The organism is Rugamonas apoptosis, assembly GCF_014042355.1.
GTDB classification, from domain to species: domain Bacteria; phylum Pseudomonadota; class Gammaproteobacteria; order Burkholderiales; family Burkholderiaceae_D; genus Rugamonas; species Rugamonas apoptosis.
This window is the reverse complement of the sequence record NZ_JACEZU010000003.1, coordinates 283627-305387: the sequence shown is the minus strand read 5'-3', so window position 1 is coordinate 305387 and position 21761 is coordinate 283627. Positions and strand designations below refer to the sequence as shown.

19 protein-coding genes are annotated in these 21761 nt (G+C 65.0%); 6 read left to right on the top strand and 13 right to left on the bottom strand.

Features of this window, described 5'->3' with window-relative positions; all coding sequences use genetic code 11:
* Positions 1-127: 127 nt before the first annotated feature.
* Both H3H39_RS07980 and H3H39_RS07975 read left to right on the top strand, forming a co-directional pair.
* Entirely contained in the window at positions 128-1222 is a 1095-nt protein-coding gene (locus tag H3H39_RS07980) for a patatin-like phospholipase family protein (RefSeq protein ID WP_229217924.1), read from the top strand.
* A 122-nt stretch (positions 1223-1344) separates the two neighbouring features.
* A complete protein-coding gene (locus H3H39_RS07975) occupies positions 1345-1932 on the top strand; it encodes a DVUA0089 family protein (protein WP_182152831.1) in 588 nt (195 codons plus the stop codon).
* A gap of 98 nt (positions 1933-2030) precedes the next feature.
* Here H3H39_RS07975 and H3H39_RS07970 read toward each other — a convergent pair whose 3' ends face one another.
* Entirely contained in the window at positions 2031-2372 is a 342-nt protein-coding gene (locus tag H3H39_RS07970) for a hypothetical protein (RefSeq protein ID WP_182152830.1), read from the bottom strand.
* Between the two features lie 420 nt (positions 2373-2792).
* On the opposite strand from H3H39_RS07970, the gene H3H39_RS07965 reads away from it, so the two are divergent.
* Complete coding sequence (locus H3H39_RS07965) at positions 2793-3878, top strand: type II asparaginase (protein ID WP_182152829.1); 1086 nt, start codon at positions 2793-2795, stop codon at positions 3876-3878.
* Between the two features lie 61 nt (positions 3879-3939).
* On the opposite strand, the gene H3H39_RS07960 is transcribed toward H3H39_RS07965, so the two are convergent.
* The 12 genes from H3H39_RS07960 to H3H39_RS07905 form a co-directional block, all read right to left on the bottom strand.
* The gene (locus H3H39_RS07960) at positions 3940-4572 is read right to left on the bottom strand and encodes a flavin reductase family protein (protein ID WP_182152828.1); all 633 of its coding nucleotides are present in this window, start codon (positions 4570-4572) and stop codon (positions 3940-3942) included.
* Between the two features lie 77 nt (positions 4573-4649).
* Positions 4650-5759, bottom strand: a complete 1110-nt coding sequence (locus H3H39_RS07955) for a 6-phosphofructokinase (RefSeq protein WP_182152827.1) — start codon at positions 5757-5759, stop codon at positions 4650-4652.
* A gap of 96 nt (positions 5760-5855) precedes the next feature.
* Positions 5856-8234 (bottom strand): DNA polymerase II, encoded by a 2379-nt coding sequence (locus H3H39_RS07950; protein WP_311196875.1) that lies wholly within the window; start codon positions 8232-8234, stop codon positions 5856-5858.
* A gap of 81 nt (positions 8235-8315) precedes the next feature.
* Complete coding sequence (locus tag H3H39_RS07945) at positions 8316-9485, bottom strand: HPP family protein (RefSeq protein ID WP_182153080.1); 1170 nt, start codon at positions 9483-9485, stop codon at positions 8316-8318.
* A gap of 147 nt (positions 9486-9632) precedes the next feature.
* Entirely contained in the window at positions 9633-10550 is a 918-nt protein-coding gene (locus tag H3H39_RS07940) for a LysR family transcriptional regulator (RefSeq protein WP_182152826.1), read from the bottom strand.
* Between the two features lie 69 nt (positions 10551-10619).
* Complete coding sequence (locus H3H39_RS07935) at positions 10620-11663, bottom strand: protein-glutamate methylesterase/protein-glutamine glutaminase (RefSeq protein ID WP_182152825.1); 1044 nt, start codon at positions 11661-11663, stop codon at positions 10620-10622.
* A complete protein-coding gene (locus H3H39_RS07930; protein ID WP_182152824.1) occupies positions 11660-12160 on the bottom strand; it encodes a chemotaxis protein CheD in 501 nt (166 codons plus the stop codon). Before H3H39_RS07930 ends, H3H39_RS07935 begins: the two co-directional genes overlap by 4 nt.
* The gene (locus H3H39_RS07925; RefSeq protein ID WP_182152823.1) at positions 12157-12978 is read right to left on the bottom strand and encodes a CheR family methyltransferase; all 822 of its coding nucleotides are present in this window, start codon (positions 12976-12978) and stop codon (positions 12157-12159) included. The genes H3H39_RS07930 and H3H39_RS07925 overlap by 4 nt, the downstream gene beginning before the upstream one ends.
* 4 nt (positions 12979-12982) lie before the next feature.
* Entirely contained in the window at positions 12983-13504 is a 522-nt protein-coding gene (locus H3H39_RS07920) for a chemotaxis protein CheW (protein WP_182152822.1), read from the bottom strand.
* Positions 13505-13513: 9 nt separating this feature from the next.
* Complete coding sequence (locus tag H3H39_RS07915) at positions 13514-15949, bottom strand: methyl-accepting chemotaxis protein (RefSeq protein ID WP_182152821.1); 2436 nt, start codon at positions 15947-15949, stop codon at positions 13514-13516.
* Positions 15942-18122 carry a chemotaxis protein CheA gene (locus H3H39_RS07910; protein ID WP_182152820.1) on the bottom strand — a complete coding sequence of 727 codons (2181 nt, stop codon included), beginning with the start codon at positions 18120-18122 and terminating at the stop codon, positions 15942-15944. Before H3H39_RS07910 ends, H3H39_RS07915 begins: the two co-directional genes overlap by 8 nt.
* A complete protein-coding gene (locus H3H39_RS07905; protein WP_220461466.1) occupies positions 18119-18406 on the bottom strand; it encodes an STAS domain-containing protein in 288 nt (95 codons plus the stop codon). Before H3H39_RS07905 ends, H3H39_RS07910 begins: the two co-directional genes overlap by 4 nt.
* A gap of 700 nt (positions 18407-19106) precedes the next feature.
* Between H3H39_RS07905 and H3H39_RS07900 the strand changes: the two genes are divergently transcribed.
* From H3H39_RS07900 to H3H39_RS07890, 3 genes are all read left to right on the top strand, one after another.
* Positions 19107-20471: a tyrosine-type recombinase/integrase gene (locus H3H39_RS07900; protein ID WP_182152818.1), complete on the top strand. Its 1365-nt coding sequence runs from the start codon at positions 19107-19109 to the stop codon at positions 20469-20471.
* Complete coding sequence (locus H3H39_RS07895; RefSeq protein ID WP_182152817.1) at positions 20468-20788, top strand: hypothetical protein; 321 nt, start codon at positions 20468-20470, stop codon at positions 20786-20788. Before H3H39_RS07900 ends, H3H39_RS07895 begins: the two co-directional genes overlap by 4 nt.
* A 151-nt stretch (positions 20789-20939) precedes the next feature.
* Positions 20940-21737, top strand: coding sequence for a hypothetical protein (locus tag H3H39_RS07890; RefSeq protein ID WP_182152816.1), 798 nt, complete (start codon positions 20940-20942; stop codon positions 21735-21737).
* Positions 21738-21761 lie beyond the last annotated feature (24 nt).

Sequence of the window (21761 nt, the reverse complement as noted above, 5' to 3'; positions counted from 1 at the left end):
AATACCAGGACGAACATTGGTAAAAACGCAATCCTAGCACAGCACTTTGTTGGCGAGAAGAAATGTTACAACTTTATCGACAATATAAAAAAATCATTGCGCCTGGACGATATGATATGGTGCTCCCATGACGCAAGCGACTCCCTATCAGCGCTGCATGGTGATGGCCGGCGGCGGTTTCCGTTTCGGTATCTACCTGGGCATGTACGCGGCCGCGCGCCAGGCCGGCCGCGCACCCGACCTGCTGCTGGCCAGTTGCGGCGGCTCGATCGCCGCCACCATCATTCACCAGTTGCCGGACGACACCGCCCGGCGCGCCTGGCTCACCTCGCGCGCCATGTACCGTTTCTGGTGCGAGCTCAGGTCGGCCCAGCACGCGGGCATGGTGGGCACGCTGCTGGACGCGGCCAGGCGCAAGCTGTCGCCGGCCCGGGCGCCCGTCATTCCCGACCTGTTCCGTGATTACCTGTTCGAAATCCCGCCCGCGCTACCCTTCCCGCCCGTCACCGGCACGCCCGAGGTGGACGTGGCCATCATCGGCGGGCGCCTGTTGTTCGGCCCCGAGGACGTGGGCCAGCCGCGCGGCCAGCGCAAGCTGTTCGCCGAAACCGTGTTCTGCGGCCCGCGCGCGGCGGCCCTGCTGGCCGGCATGGCCTCGCCCCTGAGCGACCCGCGCTGGGGCGAACATGCCGTGGCCGACACGCTGCAAACGGACAGCACGGTGCCGTTGACGGAGGCGGCCCGGCTGTCGATCGCCGACATGGTCTATTTCCGCTGCCAGCAGCACGGCGGGCACCACTACATCGGCGGCGTGCTGGACCTGTTCCCGATCGAACTCGCGCGCCGCCTGGCCGGCCATGTGACCATCGAATACAAGGAAGCGTTCGACCAGGCGTTCGCCATTCCCGCCTGGCGCGCCGTGCTGGGCCTGGACGGCAACGAGCGGCTGCGCTACGCCAACAGCCATCCGGCCGACGTGCGCATCGACGCCTCGGACGTGTCGCGGGTGCTGGCGCGCCAGCAGATGCAGAAAAAACTCGATTGGCGCCGCAACCGCATTCGCCTCGTCATGCCGCGCGACTACGCGACCTTCGTCCAGCATATGAACGACCAATGGCAATACGGCTATGAGCGCGCCATGGAGGCCTATGCCCGGCCGCCCGGCGCGCCAACGGCTTTCCGCCGCAGCAACCGCCACACGGAGGCGCGGCGCGGCGCCTGAAGTCCCGCCCTATCCCACGACCCATATAAAACAATATCAAAAAGGCATGACAATATCGTCATTTTTTGCCATAATGCGCTGTCATTTTGACATTGTTTTAAAATTAATTTTAGGGATATGACATGAGGAAATTTAAGATTCTGCTGGGCAGCGCCCTGCTGGCCGCCGTGGCCGCAGCCCCCAGCCACGCCGCCGACTTCAGCTTCAGCGGCACCATCCAGTACCAGAAAGATGTGATCAAGATTCCGTTCACGCTGCTGCAGGACGCCACCGACGTGCGCGTGTGGACCGACTCGTTCCACAGCGGCGGCAATTTCGACCCGATCACGGCGGTCTGGAAAAACGGCGTGATCGTCGGCGAGAACGACGACGACAGCACCATCGCATTGGGCCAGACCTACTACGACTCCGGCCTGCGCTTCGCCAATCTGTCGGCCGGCAATTACCTGTTCACCATCGCGACCTTCAACAACTTCGCCAACGGCACCCATCTGAACGACGGTTTCCGCTATGACAGCCAGGCCGCCATCCCATTGGCCAGCTGGGACCAACCGGCCAACCACGTTGGCATGGGCCCGAATTGGAGCGTGCACCTGAGCGGCGTTGACAGCGCCACCCCGCCACCCGTGCCGGAACCGGAAAGCTACGCCATGCTGGCCGCCGGCCTGGGCCTGCTGGCCTTCGTCGCGCGCCGCAAGAAACAAGCGTAAGCGCCGCCAGCGGCATCAGGCGCCACGCCCATTTATCGCGATTGTCGATAAATCGGGCTTGGCGCCTTTCTATTTTGATGAATTGGCACGGCGCCGCCTCAGCGGCACAACTGTACCCAGGACGCCTCGAATTCAGCCGGCGCCACATCCTGGGCCAGCAAGGTCAGGTCGCGCGCGACGGAGATATAGCGCTGGAAACCGATATAAGCGCCAAACGCATCCTTGGCATTCACTTCGCCACAGGGCGCGCCTTTCTTGCCGATGAACTGGTTGCGGAACTGGGCCGACGAAGGCTCCAGTATCTTTTCCTTTACATATTTCTCGCCCAGACTGGTCAGCGTCGCCGCCGATTCCCGCTGACGTTGCGCTTCAGACTTGCCGCAAGCGGCCAGGGTCGCACACACGAGCACGGCCAGCCACAGGGCCGATAGCTTGTTCATAATCTTCCATCCTGATGTGTTGCTTTTAGCCATTATCGGTCAAAACCGCGTCGCTTGCATGAATTAATTATCAAATTGTAATCCTGATTGAATACACAAGCACCACACCTCACCCATCCAATTATTCAGACGCGCACGCGCGGCCACATCCAACAAATTGGACTATCTGTGCGACACTGGCCACCAGCGACCCGATAAAACCGTTTAATTACAGGGAGTTGTCATTCAGCCCATAACGGGCACGCCGTTTGCTAACTAGACAACCGGTCCGGGGCGCCATGCCACCGGCCGATAGCAAAAAACATACGGTGGCGTTTCCCCGGCCTGTCCATAACGCGCCAGCGACGCGCGTTGTTGACATGAACGAAATCGCTTCCCAGAATGTGAATTTGTTACCATCTACTACAAATTGGAGATCGAATGCTGTATCGCAAACCTGCCCCCTTTATTACCGCCATCTTCGCCTTTGTCGTCCTGCTGGCCGGCAACGCCCAGGCTGACACCGCCGCGCCCAAGCTGGCCAACGTCACCATCCTCGCCACCGGCGGCACCATCGCCGGCTCGGGCAGCAGCAGCACCACCACCATCGGCTATACGGCCGCCACCGTGGGCGTGAACAGCCTGATCCAGGCGGTACCGGAACTGGCCAAGGTGGCCCACGTGACGGGCGAACAGGTATTCCAGATCGCCAGCGAGAACATGAGCAACGAGCACTGGCTCACGCTGGGCAAGCGCGTCAACGAACTGCTGGCACGCTCGGATGTGGACGGCATCGTCATCACCCACGGCACCGACACCCTGGAAGAGACGGCCTACTTCCTCGACCTGGTGGTCAAGAGCCGCAAGCCGGTGGTAGTGGTGGGCGCCATGCGTCCCAGCACGGCCCTGTCGGCCGACGGCCCCATCAACCTGTACAACGCCGTGCTGCTGGCAGCCAGCCGTGAAGCCGTAGGCCAGGGCGTACTGGTGGCCTTGAATGACCAGATCCAGGCCGCGCGCGACGTCAGCAAGACCAACACCTCGACGCTGGACACCTTCAAGACCACGGAACTGGGCATGCTGGGCTACATCCAGGGCAACCATCCCTACTTCTACCACCGCGCCATGCGCAAGCACACGGCCGATACGGAATTTGACATCAGCCAACTGCAAAGCCTCCCGCAAGTGGACATCGTCTACGGCTACGCCAACATGGGTCCTGCCGCGCTGAACGCCTTCGTGGCCGGCGGCGCCAAGGGCATCGTCCACGCCGGCGTGGGCGACGGCAGCCTGGCCAACAAGGTCAAGCCATCCCTGGTGGCGGCCCGCAAGCAGGGCGTGCTGATCGTGCGCTCCAGCCGCGTAGGCCAGGGCATCGTGGCCCGCAACGGCGAAGCCAACGACGATGAACTGGACTTCGTGGTGTCCGACACGCTGAACCCGCAGAAGGCACGCATCCTGCTGATGCTGGCCCTGACGCGCACCACCGACAGCAAGGAAATCCAGCGCATCTTCTACACCTACTGATCGCGCCCGGGGCGCCGTCTCGCGGCGCCCCTACCGCTCAAGGCCTGAGTGCCTTGATGCTTCAAGGCCAGGCCGGACGCGCCATGCGGAACAACGCATCGGCGCCAATTTCAAAGTAATCGGCGGGACCACCGCCACGCAGGATAGGCCGCGCCGCGGCCGTATCGTAGACGCCATCGACCAGCAGGTGGCGCGCGATATGCACGCCCACCACCTCCCCCAGTACCAGCCAGGTTGGCACGGCGCCGCCATCGGCCCCTTGCAGCTGGATGATCTGCGTCTTGCGGCACTCGAACGCCACCGGGCTTTGCGCCACGCGCGGCACTTGCACCAGCCGCGACGGGGCCGGCGTCAGGCCCGCCAGTCCGAATTCGTCCACTTCCGCCGGCGCCGGCGCGCAACTGGCGTTCATGGCCTCGGCCAGGGGCCGCGTGGCCAGGTTCCACACGAATTCGCCCGTCTGCTCAATATTGCGCAACGTGTCCTTGCGCCCGATGCTGGCGAAACCGATGATGGGCGGCGTGTAGTTGAAGGCGTTGAAAAAGCTGTAAGGCGCCAGGTTGCGCTGGCCGCTGGCGCTCTGGCTGGCGATCCAGCCGATCGGACGGGGGCCCACGATGGCGTTGAAGGGGTCGTGCGGCAGGCCGTGGCCCAGTGCGGGCTGGTAAAAATGAGGGGAATCCGGAGGCGTCATCGGTGATGGGGATAGGATCGAGGAAGCAAACTATCGCATTTTCGCATACGAACCAGCCCTGATCCCCGATACGCCCCTTAATCGCCCAGGCAGATGCCCAGGTCGCGCGCGGTGCGCACCGTGTCGCCGTCGAGCGCCACGTTCTTCATGCGGCCGGCCACCTGCGCCAGCGGCACGTATTGCATGTTGGGATAAGCCAGCGACACCATCACGCCGGACTGCCCCGCGTCCAGCGCCCGCACGGCCGCCGCGCCGAAGCGCAGCGCCGCCAGCCGGTCGAACGCGCTGGGACTGCCGCCGCGCAGCAGATGCCCCAGCACCACGGCCCGCGCGTCCTTGCCGGTGCGCGCCGCCAGTTCGCGCGCCACGTGCTCGCCGGCCCCGCCCAGCCGTTCCACATGGCCGCCGGCGGCCGGCGCCAGCACGTCGCGCGCGCCGCCGGCCGCCAGCGCGCCCTCGGCCACCACCACGATCGAGTAACTGTGGCCAGCCTGTTCGCGGGCCGTGATGGCGGCCGCCACCTTCTCCAGGTCGTACGGAATCTCGGGCAGCAGGATGGCGTGCGCGCCGCCGGCGATGCCGGTGTGCAGCGCGATCCAGCCGGCGTAACGCCCCATCACCTCCACCACCATCACGCGCTGGTGGCTCTCGGCCGTGCTGTGCAGCCGGTCCACGCATTCCGTGGCGAAGGCGACGGCGGTGTCGAAGCCGAAGGTGGTGGTGGTCTGGTCCAGATCGTTGTCGATGGTCTTGGGCACGCCCACCACGCGCAAGCCCTTGCGCGCCAGCGCGTCGGCGATGGTGAGCGAACCGTCGCCGCCCACGGCCACCAACGCGTCGATGCCCTCGCGCGCGAACCAGGCCAGCAACTCGTCGCTGCGGTCCACGTCGCGCACGCTGCCATCGGCCTGGGTGGTGGGGAAGCTGAGCGGATTGCCGCGGTTGGTGGTGCCCAGCATGGTGCCGCCCAGGTGGGCGATGCCGCGCACGTGCTCGGCCGTCAGGCGCAGCACGCCGCCGTCGCGATAGCGTTCCGGGCACAGGATGCCGTTGTAGCCGTCGCGGATGCCGTAGCATTCCCAGCCCCGCTCCAGCGCCGCCAGCACGGTGGCGCGGATCACGGCGTTCAGGCCGGGCGCGTCGCCACCGCCGGTGTTGATGGCGATGCGGCGTATCGGTGATGGCATGGTGTTCTCCTGCTGGCGGGTTGGCGTGGCGCGCCCCGGCGGGCGCCGATGTCCGGCAGTATCCGCGCCGGCCGGCGCCGCGTCAACCGCGCCGCCTCAGAACAGGGTTTGCTGGCGGCTGGTCAGGGCGCTGAAATCGTCGTCGAGGAAAGGCAGGATGGCGTCGGCCACCGGCTGCAACTGGCGCGTCAGATAATGCTCGTAATCGATGGCCGCGCGCCGCGCCTCCAGCGGTTCCGGGCCGGCCACCGTCATCACGTAACGGATCCAGCCGCCGCGCTGGTATTGCAGCGGGCGGCCGTGCCGGCGGTTGTAATCGTCGGCGCTGCGGGCCGCGCGCACGTGGGGCGGCACGTTGCGCTGGTAGTCCTCCAGCGGGCGGCGCAAACGCTTGCGATACACCAGCAGGTGGTCGTATTCGCCGCTGGCGGTGCGGCGCGCGTAATCGCGCACGTAGTCGCGGTAAGGCTGGCCCTTGAAGATGCGCTCGTACAGTCCCTGCTGGAATTGCTGCGCCAGCGGGGTCCAGTCCGTGCGCACCGTCTCCAGGCCCTTGTAGACCATCTTGTCGTCGCCGCCGGCGTCCGTCACCAGGCCGGCGTAGCGTTTCTTGCTGCCCAGGTCGGAGCCGCGGATGGTGGGCATGAGGAAGCGCCGGTAATGGGTTTCGAACTGCAGCTCCAGCGCGCTGTCCAGGCCGAACTGCTCCCGCAAGTGGGCGCTCCACCACTGGTTGACGTGGCTGACGAGGGCGCGCCCGATCTCGCCCGCGCGCGCGTCGTCGTGGGCCTTGCCCAGCCAGACGAAGGTGGAATCCGTGTCGCCGTAGATGACCTGGTAGCCCTGCGCCTCAATCAGCTGGCGGGTGCGGTGCATGATCTCGTGGCCCCGCAAGGTGATCGACGAGGCCAGGCGCGGATCGAAGAAGCGGCAGCCGCTGGAACCGAGCACGCCGTAGAAGGCGTTCATGATGATCTTGAGCGCCTGCGACAAGGGCTTATTGTGCTCGCGCTTGGCGGCCTCCCTGCCCTGCCAGATCTGGCTGACGATGGCCGGCAGGCAGTGCCGTTCGCGCGCGAAGCGGGCGCCGCGAAAGCCGGGCACGGTGTCCGCGTCTGCCGGCGCGCGCATGCCCTCCACCAGTCCCACCGGATCGATCAGGAAAGTGCGGATGATGGAGGGATACAGGCTTTTGTAGTCGAGCACCAGCACCGAGTCGTACAGGCCGGACTGGGAATCCATGACGAAACCACCGGGGCTGTTCTCGCCCACCACGTCGCCCAGGTTGGGCGCCACGTAGCCCTGGCGGTGCATCATGGGCAGGTACAGGTGCTCGAAGGCGGCCACGGAACCGCCGCTGCGGTCGGCCGCCAGCCCCGTCACGCTGGCCCGCTCCAGCAGGAAGGTGAGCAGCTCGGTGTGGGCGAAGATGCGCGTGACCAGTTCGCAGTCGTGCAGGTTGTAGCGGGCCAGGGCCGGCTTGTCCTCGGCGAAGCGGCGCTCGATTTCTGCCATGCGCTGGTAAGGATTGTCGATATCCTTGCCTTCGCCCAGCAGCGTTTGCGCCACGTATTCCAGGCTGAAGGACGGGAAACTCCAGGTGGCCGACTTGAGCGCCTCGATGCCGTCGATGATGAGGCGGCCAGCCGCCGCCGCGAAATAGTGCTGCTGGCCGCCGCCATGTTCACGCCACTCCATGGCACTGCCGTCGCGCCCGAACAGCAGCGGCACCTGCAAGCGCTCCGCGTGCTCGCGCAGCACGCGCAAGTCGAACTGCACCAGGTTCCAGCCGATGATGGCGTCCGGGTCGTGCACGGCCAGCCAGGTGTTCAGGCGTTCCAGCATCTGGGCGCGGCTGTCGCAGTATTCCAATGCGAAATCGACCGCGGCTGCGTCTCCGTTCGGTGGCCCCAGCATGTAGACCTGGCGCTGGCCACAGCCTTCCAGCGCGATGGAATACAGGTCGCCGCGCGCCGTCGTTTCGATATCGAGCGACACCAACCGTAATGTGGGACGGTAGCCGGGCACCGGTTTCAATATACAGTCAAGCAGCGGCCCGGCGCCGGCATCGGCGGGACCGGGCTGGCCGCTGAAGGCGACGGGCGCCGTGATGAAGCGCTCCATCAGGTAGCGTTCCGGCGGCCGGATATCGGCCTCGTACACGTCCACGCCGTGCGCGCGCAAGCGCTTTTCCACCTTAAGCAGTTGCCGGTACTGGCGGCAGTACAGGCCCAGCACCGGACGGCTGTGGAAATCGTTCAGGGCTAATTCGCGCAGTTCGCAGCCGCGTTCAGCCTGCAGCAGCAATTCGGCCTGCGCGCGCTGCTCGGCCGGCACGAACGCCACCGCCCGCTGCACGGGCAGGCGCAACTGGCGCGGACCCTGGTCGGTGGCCAGCCAAAATTCCACCTCGGTACCGGCCGCCGTATCGCGCCAGTGCCGGGTCAACACAAATCCCTGCTCTTCTTGCACCACCTGCCTACCCTTATCCAGACCCAGAACACCGCCGCGCGGTATCCCACACTGTACCAGCCCGGCGGCGAAAACTCACTCTGACTAAGCGGCGCGGGCGGTTATCTGGTCCAGCGATTTCTGATACAGGCCGGCCACCAGGTTGGCCTGGGTGACCATGCCCCGCAGCCGGTTGGCCGTGTCGACCACGGGCAGGTGGTGGTGTCCATAGCTGGCGAACATGGGCACCAGTTCGGAAATCGGTTGCAGCAGCCGGGCCGTCTTGACCTCGCCGCTCATGATATCGCGCACCAGCACGCGGGGCCGCAGCCGCACCGTGCCCGGCAACTCGGCGCCGGCATTGGCCTGGACTTGGGCGTGGGCATGCACCACGAAGTCCATCTGGGTGACGATGCCGATCACGCGCTGCGCATCGTCGACGACGGGCAGCGCCTTGATCTGGTGTTCGCGCAACAGGTTCCAGGCCGCGTCGGCCGTCATATCCGGCCGCACCGTGCGCACCGCCGCCGACATGACGTCGGCGCAGAACAGGTTTTCCATGTGGCGGCGATAGGCGCGGATCTCCACTTCGCTGAACAGCGCCTGCAAGTCCTCCGCCTCCACGTCGAGCATCTCGCCGTGCTGCGCCAAGGCTTCCTCCAGGTCGGCCCGCGTGAAGCCGGTGCGGCGCGCCGGCGCCGCGCTGGCGGCGGCCCGATGGGGATAGCGGTGGCCAGTCAGGCGGTGATACACCAGGGCACTGGCCAGCAAGGCCACGGTATTGAGGCCGACCGGCGCCAGCACGAAACCATAGCCCAAGCCATGGACGGTGGTCCCGCCCAGCACCGCCGTGAGCGCGACGGCGCCCGATGGCGGATGCACGCAGCGCAGGTAAAACATGGCCGCGATCGCGAGCGGCACGGCCATCGTGGCCGCGACCATGGAATCGCCGACCGCGCGCACGCACGCCACGCCCACCAGCGCCGATACCAGATTGCCGCCAATGATGGACCAGGGCTGGGACAGCGGGCTGGCCGGCACGGCGAACAGCAGCACGGCCGAGGCGCCCATGGGGGCCAGCAGCAAGGGCAGGCTGCTGTTGGAACCGACGGCCAGCCGGGTCAGGCCGGCCGTCAGGGCGATGCCGATCAGCGCGCCGAGACAGCTGCGCAGGCGTTCCTTGTTGTTGAGATGGATGGCGGCGGGGGCAAATCGGCGTAAGCAATTTCTAACCAGGGACACAGCAAGACCTTTACGTGAGCACACTGGCCGCATCACGAACCAGCCAGAACAGGAGGAACCAGTGTCGCATCCCGCGCTGTGGCATGGCCAATGAAAAATTCTGGCAATTCATAGCAAAAAAATGTGTTTGAAATTGCCGGCGCCGGGTGCCACCGGCCCGCCTGGCGCGGGCGGCCCTGCTCAGGCGTCGTCCAGGGTGTCGCCGGAAGGGAGCGACGCCGGGCGCGCGGCGATGCTGTGCTGGAGACTGGAGCGATCCGTGCTCTCGGCCACGGTGCGCATTGCCTGGCGCACCCGGTCGAGCGTGGCGCTGCCCCGCTGGGTGGCGTACACGACATAGGCCGAGTGGGAGAACTCCGGCGTGTCCTGGACCCGGCGCAGGCGGCCATCGGCGATGAACTGCTGCGCCGTACTGGCACGGAAATACCCTGCCCCACCCACGCTCAGCATATACGTCATGGCCAACGGCCCCAGCGAGATCGACATGGGCGGCATGCTCAATTCCGGGTGGGCCGCCTCATGGTTGATGGAGAACTGCGGCCCCCAGTCAACGTAGATGTAGCGCTCGGGATCAACCGCGCCATCCGCTGCCGTGGTGACCATGATCAGCTTTTCTTCCAGCAGCAGCTCCGACACGAGGCCGGCGCGGGGGCGCGGGTTGTACAGCACGGCGATGTCGAGCGAACCATCCTGCACCCGGTCCAGCAGGCGCCCGGCCATGGCCACTTCGGAGCGGATCGACACTTCCGGATGGTTGCGGTTCATCCAGACCAGCCAGTCGGCCAGGAAGGGATGCCACAAGCTCAGTTCCGTGCCCACGCTGATCCCCACTGCCCTGCCGGCCGGCAAAGCGATCTGGCGCCGGGCCCGCTCCCACACTTGCACCAGCGCATGGGCGTGGCTCATGAATTGCTCACCCGCCGCGGTCAGCCGGGCGCCGGCCTTGTTGCGCACGAACAGGCGCTGACCCAGTTGCTCCTCCAGCGTGCGGATGCGGGCGCTGACGGCCGTTTGGGTCAAATGCATGCGCTGCGCCGTCTCGATAAAACTGCCGTTGGCGGCCACTTGCAGAAAAGTACGTGCCAGATTGATGTCCATGGGCACTATAGTAATACAGGAAATACTTGTTTGTCGCCAACAACATACCGTATGGCCAGCCAACCGGCGCTAGGCGTTCCCGCAATAGCGCAGCAGTTCCGGGCCGATCTGTTCGAGCGGCAACTCGCGGTCGACCGCGCCCAGCTTGACCGCCTCCTTGGGCATGCCATACACCACGCAGGTGGCTTCGTCCTGGGCCAGGGTACGCGCGCCCATCCGGTGCATGTCGCGCAGGCCGCGCGCGCCGTCATCGCCCATGCCGGTCAGGATGATGCCCAGCGCCGCATCGCGTGCCACCTGGGCCACGGACTTGAACAGCACGTCCACCGAGGGCTTGTGGCAGTTGACGGGCGGGCCGTCGAGCACCTCGACCGTGTAGTAGGCGCCGTCGCTGGCCAGGCGCATGTGCTTGCCGCCCGGTGCGATCAGCACCCGTCCCAGCAGCACCCGGTCGCCGTGGCGCGCTTCGCGGACCTCCATACCGCACAGGCCGTTCAACCGCTGGGCGAACATGGCGGTAAATTTTTCCGGCATGTGCTGGACGATCACGATCCCGGGTGTGGAGCGCGGCAGGCTTGTGAGCAAGGCCTCGAGCGCCTGGGTGCCGCCGGTCGAGGTGCCGATCGCGATCACCTTGTCGGAGCGCGCGGCGAGCGGCACCGGCGAGGCGGCAACGGCCTGCGCGGCGGCGGCCGCAATACGGCGCGGCGTGGCCCGGGCCGCCTGTTTGATGGTCTTGATCATCTCCTGGGCCGAGGCGGACAGGAAGTCCTTCAAGCCCAGCGTGGGCTTGGTCACATAGCCGATGGCGCCGGCCGCCAGGGCTTGCATCGTCACTTCGGCGCCTTGCCCGGCCAGGGTGGAGCAGATCAGCACCCGGGTCGGGCGCTCGGCCATGATCTTGCGCAGGAAGGTCAGGCCATCCATGCGCGGCATTTCAATGTCGAGCACGATCACGTCCGGCCAGTCGTTGGCCATCCGGTCCCAGGCGACGATGGGGTCGGGCGCGACACCGATCACCTGCAGCGCCGGGTCGGCGCCCAGCATGACCGACAGCACCTGGCGCACCACGGCCGAGTCGTCGACGATCAAGACCTTGATCGGTGCGCTCACAGGAAGCTGTCCCCCTCATCGTCGCCGTTGCCATCGCCCTTGACCCACACATCGCCGCTGTCCACGTCGAAATACAGGTGCCGGTAACCACCGCCCACATGCGTGGCCGCCGGCACGAGGCCGGCCTGCGCCAGCAGCGCGCGGGCCGCCGCGACATTGCGCGCGCCAATGTCGAGCACCGGCGATTGGTCAAACATGCGTCCGCCGCCGAACACTTTGGCGACGCACTGCCGCAGCGGCACCTGGCGCGCCGCCAGCTCGCGCTGCATCATGGCGAAGGCGGTCGGCGCATAGCGCCCGTCGCCGCCCGAGGCGGGCTGCATCGGCAGCAGGAAGTGGCAGATGCAGCCGAACTGCCGCTGCGGGTGCCACAGCGTGATGGCCACGCAGGAACCGAGCACGGTACCGAACACCTGGCCCGCTTCGCCACTGCCCAGATCGCCCGGATGGAGCAGGATCTCGCGCGCGGCCAATTCATGGACATAATCGTGTTTCATCGGCGTCGGTCGAAGCGGTAGGCGCCGGGGGCGACGCTCACCAGTTTGTCGAACAGGCCGTGCAGCGATTCGGCCATGCTGACGAACAGCACGCCATCGCCGGTCAGCCGCGACAGCAGCTGGCCCACCACCTTGCGCTTGACGGGCGGGTCGAAGTAGATCAGCACATTGCGCAGGAAGATCGCATCGAACGGCACCAGCTCCGGCAGCGGCTCGATCAGGTTGATCTGGGCAAATTCGATCTTCTCGCGCAGGCTGCGCTCGACGAGCAGCGTGTCATGGTACGGTCCGGTTCCGCTCAGGCAGTAGCGTTTGAGCAGCGCGGGCGGGATGTCGGTGGCGCGGTCCATCGGATAATGGGCCGAGCGCGCCATGTCGAGCACGCGGGCGCTCACGTCCGAGCCACGCACCTCCCAGGCCGGACCGGCCCCTCTGCGCTCGTGTTCGGCCAGCGTCATGGCGATCGTATACACTTCTTCGCCGCTGGAACAGGCCGCGCTCCAGACCCGGAACGGCTGGTCGCGGCGCGCCTTCTGGGCCAGCTCACCGAGCAGCTGGAAATGCTCGGCTTCGCGAAAGAAATAGGTTTCATTGGTAGTCAACAAATCGATCGCCGTCTGCGCTTCATCCTGGTCGCGGTTGGAACTGAGCAGCGAGAAATAATCGCCGTAGGAAGACAGGCTGAGCGCCCGCAGCCGCTTGTGCAGGCGGCTGCAGACCAGGGTCTTCTTGGCTGGCGTCAGGCTGATGCCGGTCTGTTTGAACAACCAGTCCCGGATCGACACAAACTCATAGTCGGAAATGCCGTGCAGCTCCATAGCATCAAGCCACCCCGGCCGTGTCTTCGGCCGGCGCCATCCTGCTCAGTGAAAACGTGGCCTGGGCGTTCAGGATGATCACGAAGCCATCATCGAGCTTGCCGATGCCATCGATGAATTCGGCCCGCACCGGGGTGCCGAAACTGGGCGCCGCCTCGATCCGCTCGGGCGCGATATCGATCACGGCGGCCACCGCTTCGACCATGATCCCGATCTCCATCGGTTCACCCGCATCGACGATTTCGATGACGATGATCGAGGTGCGCTTGTTGATCGCGATCGGGGCCCGCTCGAACAGCACGGCCAGGTCGATCACCGGCACCACCGCCCCGCGCAGGTTCAGCACGCCCCTGATGTGCTGCGGCATCAGGGGCACGTTGGCCAGGCTGGCGTTGCGGATGATCTCGCGGATGTTGGCGATGCCCAGCGCAAAGCAATCCTGGGCCAGCGAAAAGGTCAGGAACTGGTGGCTTTCGGCATCCTCCTCGTCGGCACCGCGCCCGCCATGCGTCAGATCGGCTTGCATGCGTCCTCCTCAGAAGCGTTTGAAATAGCTCTCGTCGGGCACGGCCCCGACCACCTTGCGCGGACCGCCCAGCGCCCGCTTGATGGCGACCTTGTGCGGCACGCCTTCATGCTCGTCCGTTGTGGTCTCGACGGTGAAGTAAGCCATCAATTCCTGCAAGGAGCCGGCCTGGCCCGACATTTCCTCGGCCGTCGCGGCCAGTTCTTCGGAAGCGGCCGCGTTCTGCTGGGTGGCCTGGTTCAACTGCCCCATGGCCGTACTGATCTGGGCCAGGCCCGAGGTCTGCTCTTCCGACGCGGCCGTGATTTCCTGCACCAGGTCGGAGGTCTTGCGGATCGAGGGGATCATCATGTCGAGCAGCTTGCCGGCCAGTTCGGACGTACTCACGCTGCTGCTGGCCAGTTCGCTGATTTCCTTGGAGGCGATCTGGCTGCGTTCGGCCAGCTTGCGCACCTCGGCCGCGACCACGGCGAAGCCCTTGCCGGAGGCGCCGGCGCGGGCCGCCTCGATGGCCGCGTTCAGGGCCAGCAAGTTGGTCTGGTCGGCGATGTCGTCGATGATGCCGATCTTGCCGGCGATCTGCTTCATCGCTTCGGCCGTACGGTTGACGGCGTCGCCCCCCTGGCCCGCGTCGGTGGCCGACTTGGCGGCCATGGTGTCGGTGACGCGGGCGTTTTCCGCGTTCTGGGCCACCGAGCCGGACAGCTGCTCGAGGGCCTCGCTGGTGCGCTCGACGCCGCTGGCTTGCTCGGACGCCGCCTGCGACAGGCTCTGCGCGGTCGAACTGACCTGCTGCGAGGCCGAGGTCAGCGCGTTGGCGGCGCCGCGCACCTCGCCGATGATGTTGGCCAGCTGTTCGCTGGTCGAATTGGAGTATTGCTTGAGCACGCCGAAAGTGCCCTGGTACTCGTTGGTGATACGCTGGGTCAGGTCGCCCGTGGACAGCGCCTTGAGCATGCGCACCACTTCGTTCAAGCCGGTCTCGCTGGTGTCGAGCAGGCGGTTCATGCCGCCGGCCAGGGTGCCGAAGAAATCGGTCTTGCCGCTCGGGTCGATGCGGCGCGTGAAGTCGCCCTCGCTGGCGCCGGACACGATGTCCGCGATCTCGGCCTCGATCGCCACCTCGGCGGTGCGGTCATTCCACTCCACCACCGTGCCCAGGCGCGCGCCTTGTTCGTCCGACACGGGGCTGGCCAACAGCGACATGGTGCGGCCGCCCACCTTGATCTGGGTGCGATAGGTCGAGTTCAGGCTACCGAGCAGGTTGCGCTGGTGCGACGGGTTTTTGTGGAAGCTGTCGAAGTTCTTGCCCAGGATGTCATGGGCGCGGAAGTGCGGCAAGTCCTTGCGCAGGTCGGCCTCGGCCGCCGCCATCATCTTGCTCACCGACTCGTTGAGGTAAATGATCTGGCCGTCGACATCGGCGATCATCACCGAGGTCGAGCAGCGGTCCAGCGCTTGCTTCAGGCGGGCGTTGGCGCGCGCCACCTGTTCGGCTTGCAGTTCGGCCATGCGGTCCTTCCACTCGACCACGGTGCCCAGGCGCTCGCCGGCGCCGCCGAACATGGGCGTGGCGACCAGCCCGAAAGCGCGCCCGCCGACCTGGATGTCGGCACGGTAGGTGTTGCGCAGCGCGCCGAGCAGGTTGCGCTGGTGCGCCACGTTCTTGTGGAAGCGGTCAAAGCTGCCGCCGATGATGTCGTCGGCCTTGAACTGCGGCAAGTCCTTGCGGATGTCGCTCTCGGCCTCCTGCAGCAGGGTCTTGACCGACTGGTTCATATAGGTGATGGTGCCATCGGCGTCGGCGATCATCACCGAGGTCGAGGTCGCGCTCAGGGCTTGCTTGACGATCTCGTTGGCGACAGCCGCCTGGGCCGCCTGTTGCAGGCGCTCACGCACCAGGTCGATGGCGGTGGTGATGGCGGCCTTCTTGCCCGGCAGGCGATCAATGGCGCGCGAGAAGTCGCCGCCCGCGTAGGCCGTCACCAGCTCGACGATCTGCATCTTGACGGCGATGTGCGCGCGCACCAGCTGGTTGATGCCGGTCGCCAGTTCGGCCAGGCTGCCGCCAAAACGGCTGGCGTCGATGCCCTCGTCGATCCAGCCTTCCGTGTGCTTGTTGGCCATCTCGGTGTGGGCCGCGTGGAACTGGCGTAACTGCTTACCCAGCTCGCCCAGCGCACTGCCCAGCGCGTCGTCGCCGCCCGCGGCAGCGTCGAACTCGCCCCGCGCCAGCGCCCGGGCCTGACCCGCGTACGCCAGCGCGCGCGCCTGGCCCGCCGCGCACAACCAGTAGCCGAGCAGCGCACCGGCCGCCACGAACAACAACTGGGGCAGGGGCGATGCCAGCCCCGCCTGTGCCATCGACGGCAACAGCAGGCCAATTGCCACCAGCGCTGCGATCACCAAACCTGTTTGTTGCGCCATGCCGAGCCGATTACCCATTGCTCATCTCCTGTGAAGTTGCGCCTGTTCCCATGCCCGCGATCTGCGGACGCCATCCATCCCGTGCCTGTCCCGCCGTCATCTTGACCAACACCCCCACGTCGAGGATCAGGGCGACATCACCCGATCCGAGCACGGTCGAACCGCTGATGCCGCGCAGCTGCCGGAACAGCTTGCCGAGCGGCTTGATCACGGTCTGGTATTCGCCCAGCAGTTCATCGACCATCAGACCGGCCATCGCGCCGCCGCCGGTCCGCACCACGACAATACGCCGGCGTGACGGCGCCGGGCCCGGCACGTCGAACACGGCGCGCAGGTCGAGCACCGCCAGCACATCGCCGCGCAAGTCGATGTAGCCGGCCGCGCCCGCCATGCCCTGCAAGCGGGTACCGTTCGCGTCGAGGCACTCGGTCACCGCCTGCAGGGGGATGACAAAGGCGCCGTCGCCGACCTTGACCAGGAAACCATCGATGATGGCCAGCGTCAGCGGCAAGCGGATCTCGACCCGGGTGCCGAGTCCGACCACACTGCTCAGCTTGATCGAGCCGCGCAGCGCCTCGATGTTCTGGCGCACCACATCCATGCCGACTCCGCGTCCGGACAAATTGGTCACTTCGGCCGCCGTCGAAAAGCCGGGCGCGAAGATCAGCTCCAGTTTTTCCGCCTCGCTCAACACCTGGCCCGGCGCCACCTGGCCCCGTTCGCGCGCCTTGGCCAGCAGCACTTCGCCGTCCAGGCCGCGGCCATCGTCGCCGACCTCGATGACGATGCTGCCCGAGTCGTGGCGCGCCGCCAGGGTGATGGTGCCGACCGCGCTCTTGCCCCTGGCCTCGCGTTGCGCCGCCGGCTCGATGCCATGGTCCAGGGCATTGCGCACCAGGTGCATCAGGGGATCGCCGATGCGTTCGACCACCGACTTGTCCAACTCGGTGTCGGCGCCGTCGATTTCCAGCCGCACTTCCTTGCCCAGTTCGGTCGAAATGTCATGCACCACGCGCCGGTAGCGCACGAAGGTTTCGCCTATCCTGACCATGCGCAGGGCCAGCGCGCCATTGCGGATCTCATCGACCAGGCGGCCCAGGTGAGCGGTGGTGCCGATCAGGTCCGGGTTGCGCGAACCCTGGGCCTGGAGCGTCGCGCTGGCGCCGCAGATGACCAGTTCGCCAACCAGGTTGATCAGGTCGTCGAGCTTGTCGGCGGCGACCCGGACGAACAGGCCGGCGTCCGGCCTGCCTTGCGGGACGGGCGCGCGGGCCTGGCGCTTGAGGGCGGCGTCGAGCACTTCCGGGGCCACGTGGTTCTGGTCCACCAGGATCTCGCCGAGCATGGGCGCGGGGTGCGTAGTTTGTTGCTGCCGGGCCAGCGCGGCGGCCAATGCTTCCGCGCTGAGCGCGCCGCAACCGACCAGGATCTCACCGAGCCGCTGCTCATGGTCCAGTTCTTCGATCAGGGCGATAAAGTCGGCCGCGCGCCGGGTCGGGGCGAGGATATGCACGACGCAGTCGTCGGTCAGGAATTCAAACGCGGCCTCGATGTCGGCGCGCATCGCCTCGGTCTCAAGGCGCAGCTCAAAGCCCAGAAAGCAGCTTTCGGGGTCGAACGCGTCCCAGGCTGGCAGCCGTTCGACGATGGTGGCGAGGATGGTGACGCGGCCCAGGGTGGCCAGGTAGTCGATCACGCTGAGCGGATCGAAGCCGTTGCGGAAGGTGTCGTCGCGAAAGCGCAGCGACAAGTGCCAAGTGCCTATCCTGGGGTCGGCGGCCGGCGGCGCCGGCGGTTGCTGCTCCAGGTAAGCGGCCAGCCGGGCCAGCAGGTCCTCGGCCGGCGGCGCCGCGCTGCCCCCCTGCTCGGCATCGGCCAGCAGGGCCGCGATCTGGTCGCAACAGGTGAGCATCAGCGCGCCGAGCGTGGCATCGAACGGCACCTGGCCCTGGCGCACGCGCTCAAGCACACTCTCGACCTGATGGGTAAAGCTGACCACCGGTCCGATGTTGAACACCCCGGCCGTCCCCTTGATGGTGTGGGCCGCGCGGAACAGCGCATTGATGGCCTCGCTGTCACCCGGGCTCTCCTCGAGCCAGAGCAGCGCGTCCTCGATTTGCTGCAGCAGGTCGCGTGCCTCGCTATAGAATAGCAGCAAAGCGTCGTCGAAACGGGCATCCAGGCCACTCATGGCGCCACTCCCGCAAACTGGTCCGCCACCCGGTAGCGCTCCAGCACGGCCGCCACCACCGCCGGTACGCCCTGCAGCGTCAGCTGGCCGCCAGCGCGCGCGACGGCCTGGGCAAAAGCGAGCAGCAACTGCAGGCCGGCGCCATCCATGTCGGTGACGCCGGACAGGTCGAGCACCGGCGCTGCCGGGGCGGCGCTACTGAAGGCCTGGGCCAGCAGCGGCTTGACGCTGCCGGCGTACTGGATGGTCAGTTCACCGTCGAGCACGATCACTTGTTGCGGCATGGCCATTCCTCTCGCAGCTTAGGGAACAATCCGATATTCACCGCGCTGAACATCCGGAGGCGGGGTGAGGCCCATCTTGGTCACATGGCGCAGTGCGGCGGAATCATCGCCACTCCGTGTCGTGCTTTTCAACAATTGAGTGGACACAATAACATTTCACGAAAACTGAAATACTCACACATTGTCACAATGGTGGATCGGGCCGTCGGCAGGCCCGTCAAACCCCGGCTTTAACAACACAGGGGCACGCCCCTCACAGCGTGCATCAGCCCCCTGCCCAGCGGGCTTGCTGGAGCTGACGTACAAGGACGGGCAAACGAGATCGTCCTGGCCCAGCGCGCGCGCCCCCGTCTTCATGCCAGCCCCCTGCCGGCGCTGGTCCATGCGCGGTGCAATGCGTGCGTCAAACCTGGTGCAAGCCAGGCATAACCCGGTAGAAAAATCGGCACGAGCCGACGATGGTAGGTGTTTGATTTTATTGGCCTGCCCAGCAGGAATCGAACCTGCGACCCTCAGCTTAGAAGGCTGACCAAAAACGATTTTCGATAGTTTCCCTTTGATGCCAAAAACGCGCGCTCTCATAGGAGAAATCACGTTTTACGCCCTCTTTTCCGCCTCGACGTTTTCCCATGGTTACCCTTAATTTGCTAAAATTTGCCTACATGGTGCCTACACGGTGCCTACACGGGAGAGGCAGACAGTGGCAAAGCTCAACTTCACGGCGGACCGCGTGGCAAGCTTCCAGTGCGAAGCCGGCAAGCAGCAATCCATATTCTGGGACGCCAAGGCGCCCGGCTTGGGGCTGCGCGTGACAGCCGGGGGCGTTCGATCCTACATCTTCGAGTCGCGGTTAAATGGCAAGACCATCCGCATCACCATCGGCAATCACCTGACATGGACAGTGGCAAAAGCTCAAGCAGAAGCCACCCGTTACAAGGCGCTAACCGACCAAGGCATTGACCCGCGCCAGTTGCGCGTTGACCAAGCCGCCGAGGCAGAGGCAGCGCGCGCAGAAGCAAAGCGCCAGGATCTTAAGCTTGGCGACGTCTGGCCCCTATACCTTGAGGCGCGGCGCGCACGCTGGGGCGAACGCCACTACCAGAATCACATTAACTTGGCGGCCGAAGGTGGCCAGGCGAAGAAACGCGGCAAGGGAGAGACGGTCGCCGGCCCGCTTGCGCCGCTGATGAAACTGCTGCTATCAGAGCTCACGGCCACCAAGATTGCCGAGTGGCTTGAGCGCGAGGCGGCGGCCCGTCCCACCAACGCGGCGCAAAGCTATCGCATCTTGCGCGCGTTCATCCGCTGGGCGGACGACCAGTCGGCGTATCGCGGATTATTCCCCGCCCAGTCATACAGCGCCAGTCGCGTGCGCGACGTGGTGCCAAAGAGCCGGGCCAAAGATGGCGACTGCCTGCAGCGCGAGCAGTTGAAGGACTGGTTTGACGCCATGCACAAGATAGCCAATCCGACCATTCGCAACTACCTGCAAGGCCTACTGTTGACCGGCGCGCGCCGGGAAGAACTAGCCGCGCTTCGCTGGGAAGATGTGGATTTCCAGTGGCGTAGTATGAAAATCCGGGACAAGGTTGAGGGTACGCGCATCATCCCGCTGACTCCATACCTGGCCAGCCTGCTGCTGGAACTGAAGGGCATCAACGACACGCCACCCAAGGTCCGCCGGCTGCGCACGCTGGAGAAAACCGGTCGCGAATGGGCGCCCTCCCCTTGGGTCTTCGGGAGCACCACGTCGGAAAGCGGCCACATTACCGAGCCGCGCATAGCCCACACCGATGCACTGATCGCGGCCGGCCTGCCGCACGTGTCGCTACATGGCCTGCGTCGGTCGTTCGGTACACTGTGCGAGTGGGTCGAGGTACCGAGCGGCGTGTCCGCGCAGATCATGGGCCACAAACCCAGCGCTCTGGCTGAAAAGCACTACCGGCGCCGGCCGCTGGACCTACTCCGAAAGTTCCATGATCAGATTGAGGCATGGATGCTAGAACAGGCCGGCATCGAATTTCAACCAGCGCCAGCAGTATTGCACGTGGTGGCCAACACATGAAAAAATCGACAAATAATGCACCGCCGGCTCTTCCAATACGATTCGGCATGACCGACGGTAGCAATGCGCATTTGCTCGTGGACGCGCGCGGCGAAATCATTGGTGAACTGTTTGGAATCGTCACAGGAATATCAGTCGCAGACGCACACAATAGCCCTTTGTGTGCCAACGGCGTCAGGACCGCTGAATACCTTGTCAATGCTGTCAATTCATACGGAGAAATGATCCTAGCGCTGCGGACAATTTCAGCCACAGCGCAAGGAAAACGGATACCGGCGCTTGCCTTCGACACGCTGAAAAAAGCGGGTGAAGTATAAGCACCGCTCGACTAGATGCAGGAGCAAGCCCCGCATCGCATGCTGAATAACTAGTTCAAAGCGTCAGCCTAGGCCCGCGAACCGAAGAGCGGGAGACCTTCACCCGCCTGGCTGGCGCCCCAATTTATGAAGGCGCTTGAAGGAGCGCAACGTGAGCAAGTTGCATCAACTTAAGAGCTGGTACTCGTTCGAGGAGACTGCGGCACGGCTTTCGCAGACACTAGGCGAAGTCGTTACCGACAAGGACGTCATTCAACTTGCCGCAGAAGGAAAACTTAAGTGCGGCTGGCTTCTTAACGGCGCTCATTTTGCGCGGCGCGCAACAGCCTATTGTGCCTATCCTCGTAATCCGCGCTTTCTTATCTATTCTGAACCTGTGTATGACGCAAACGGTGAATCATGGGGTGAATCGTTGGCGGGAATCTATTCGCTTCCCGTCGATTGGTGTCCGTCCTGGGGCTGGTGGATACTTACCTTTATTGGGCTGGGTGGTGAAGGTGGCGACATGTGCGGCCCCCTTGTCATCGATGAAGAGGGCGTGACATGGGAACTATATGACGAAGCAAGCAAAGGGATTTCGGACTTCTTCCATTTCCCAAAAAGGCATGAAGTCGTCTTCCGGCGGGAGGATATTGAAGCCTTTGAGGAGACAATTAGGGATGCTACATCAAGCAAGCAGACCGTGATACCACTCCCTGACCACAATTCCGCCCCGGCCACCACGACGGCAATGCCACAGAAGCGTCAACCGTATACTTGGGATAAGCACGCCCTTCGAAAATTATGGGACGAGAGCCTGGCACCTGGCGCGAGTATCAAAAATCTATCCGACCAATACGGCATTACTCGTCAGTCTATTGAAAAATCGTTAAAAAAGGCAAAAGAGGAATTCGGGCCTAAGAAGGCAGATCCTTTTGCCGCTCTTGGAACGCCCAGCAGAAAAAAATAGGTTGCGTTGCATGGTTGCATAAAC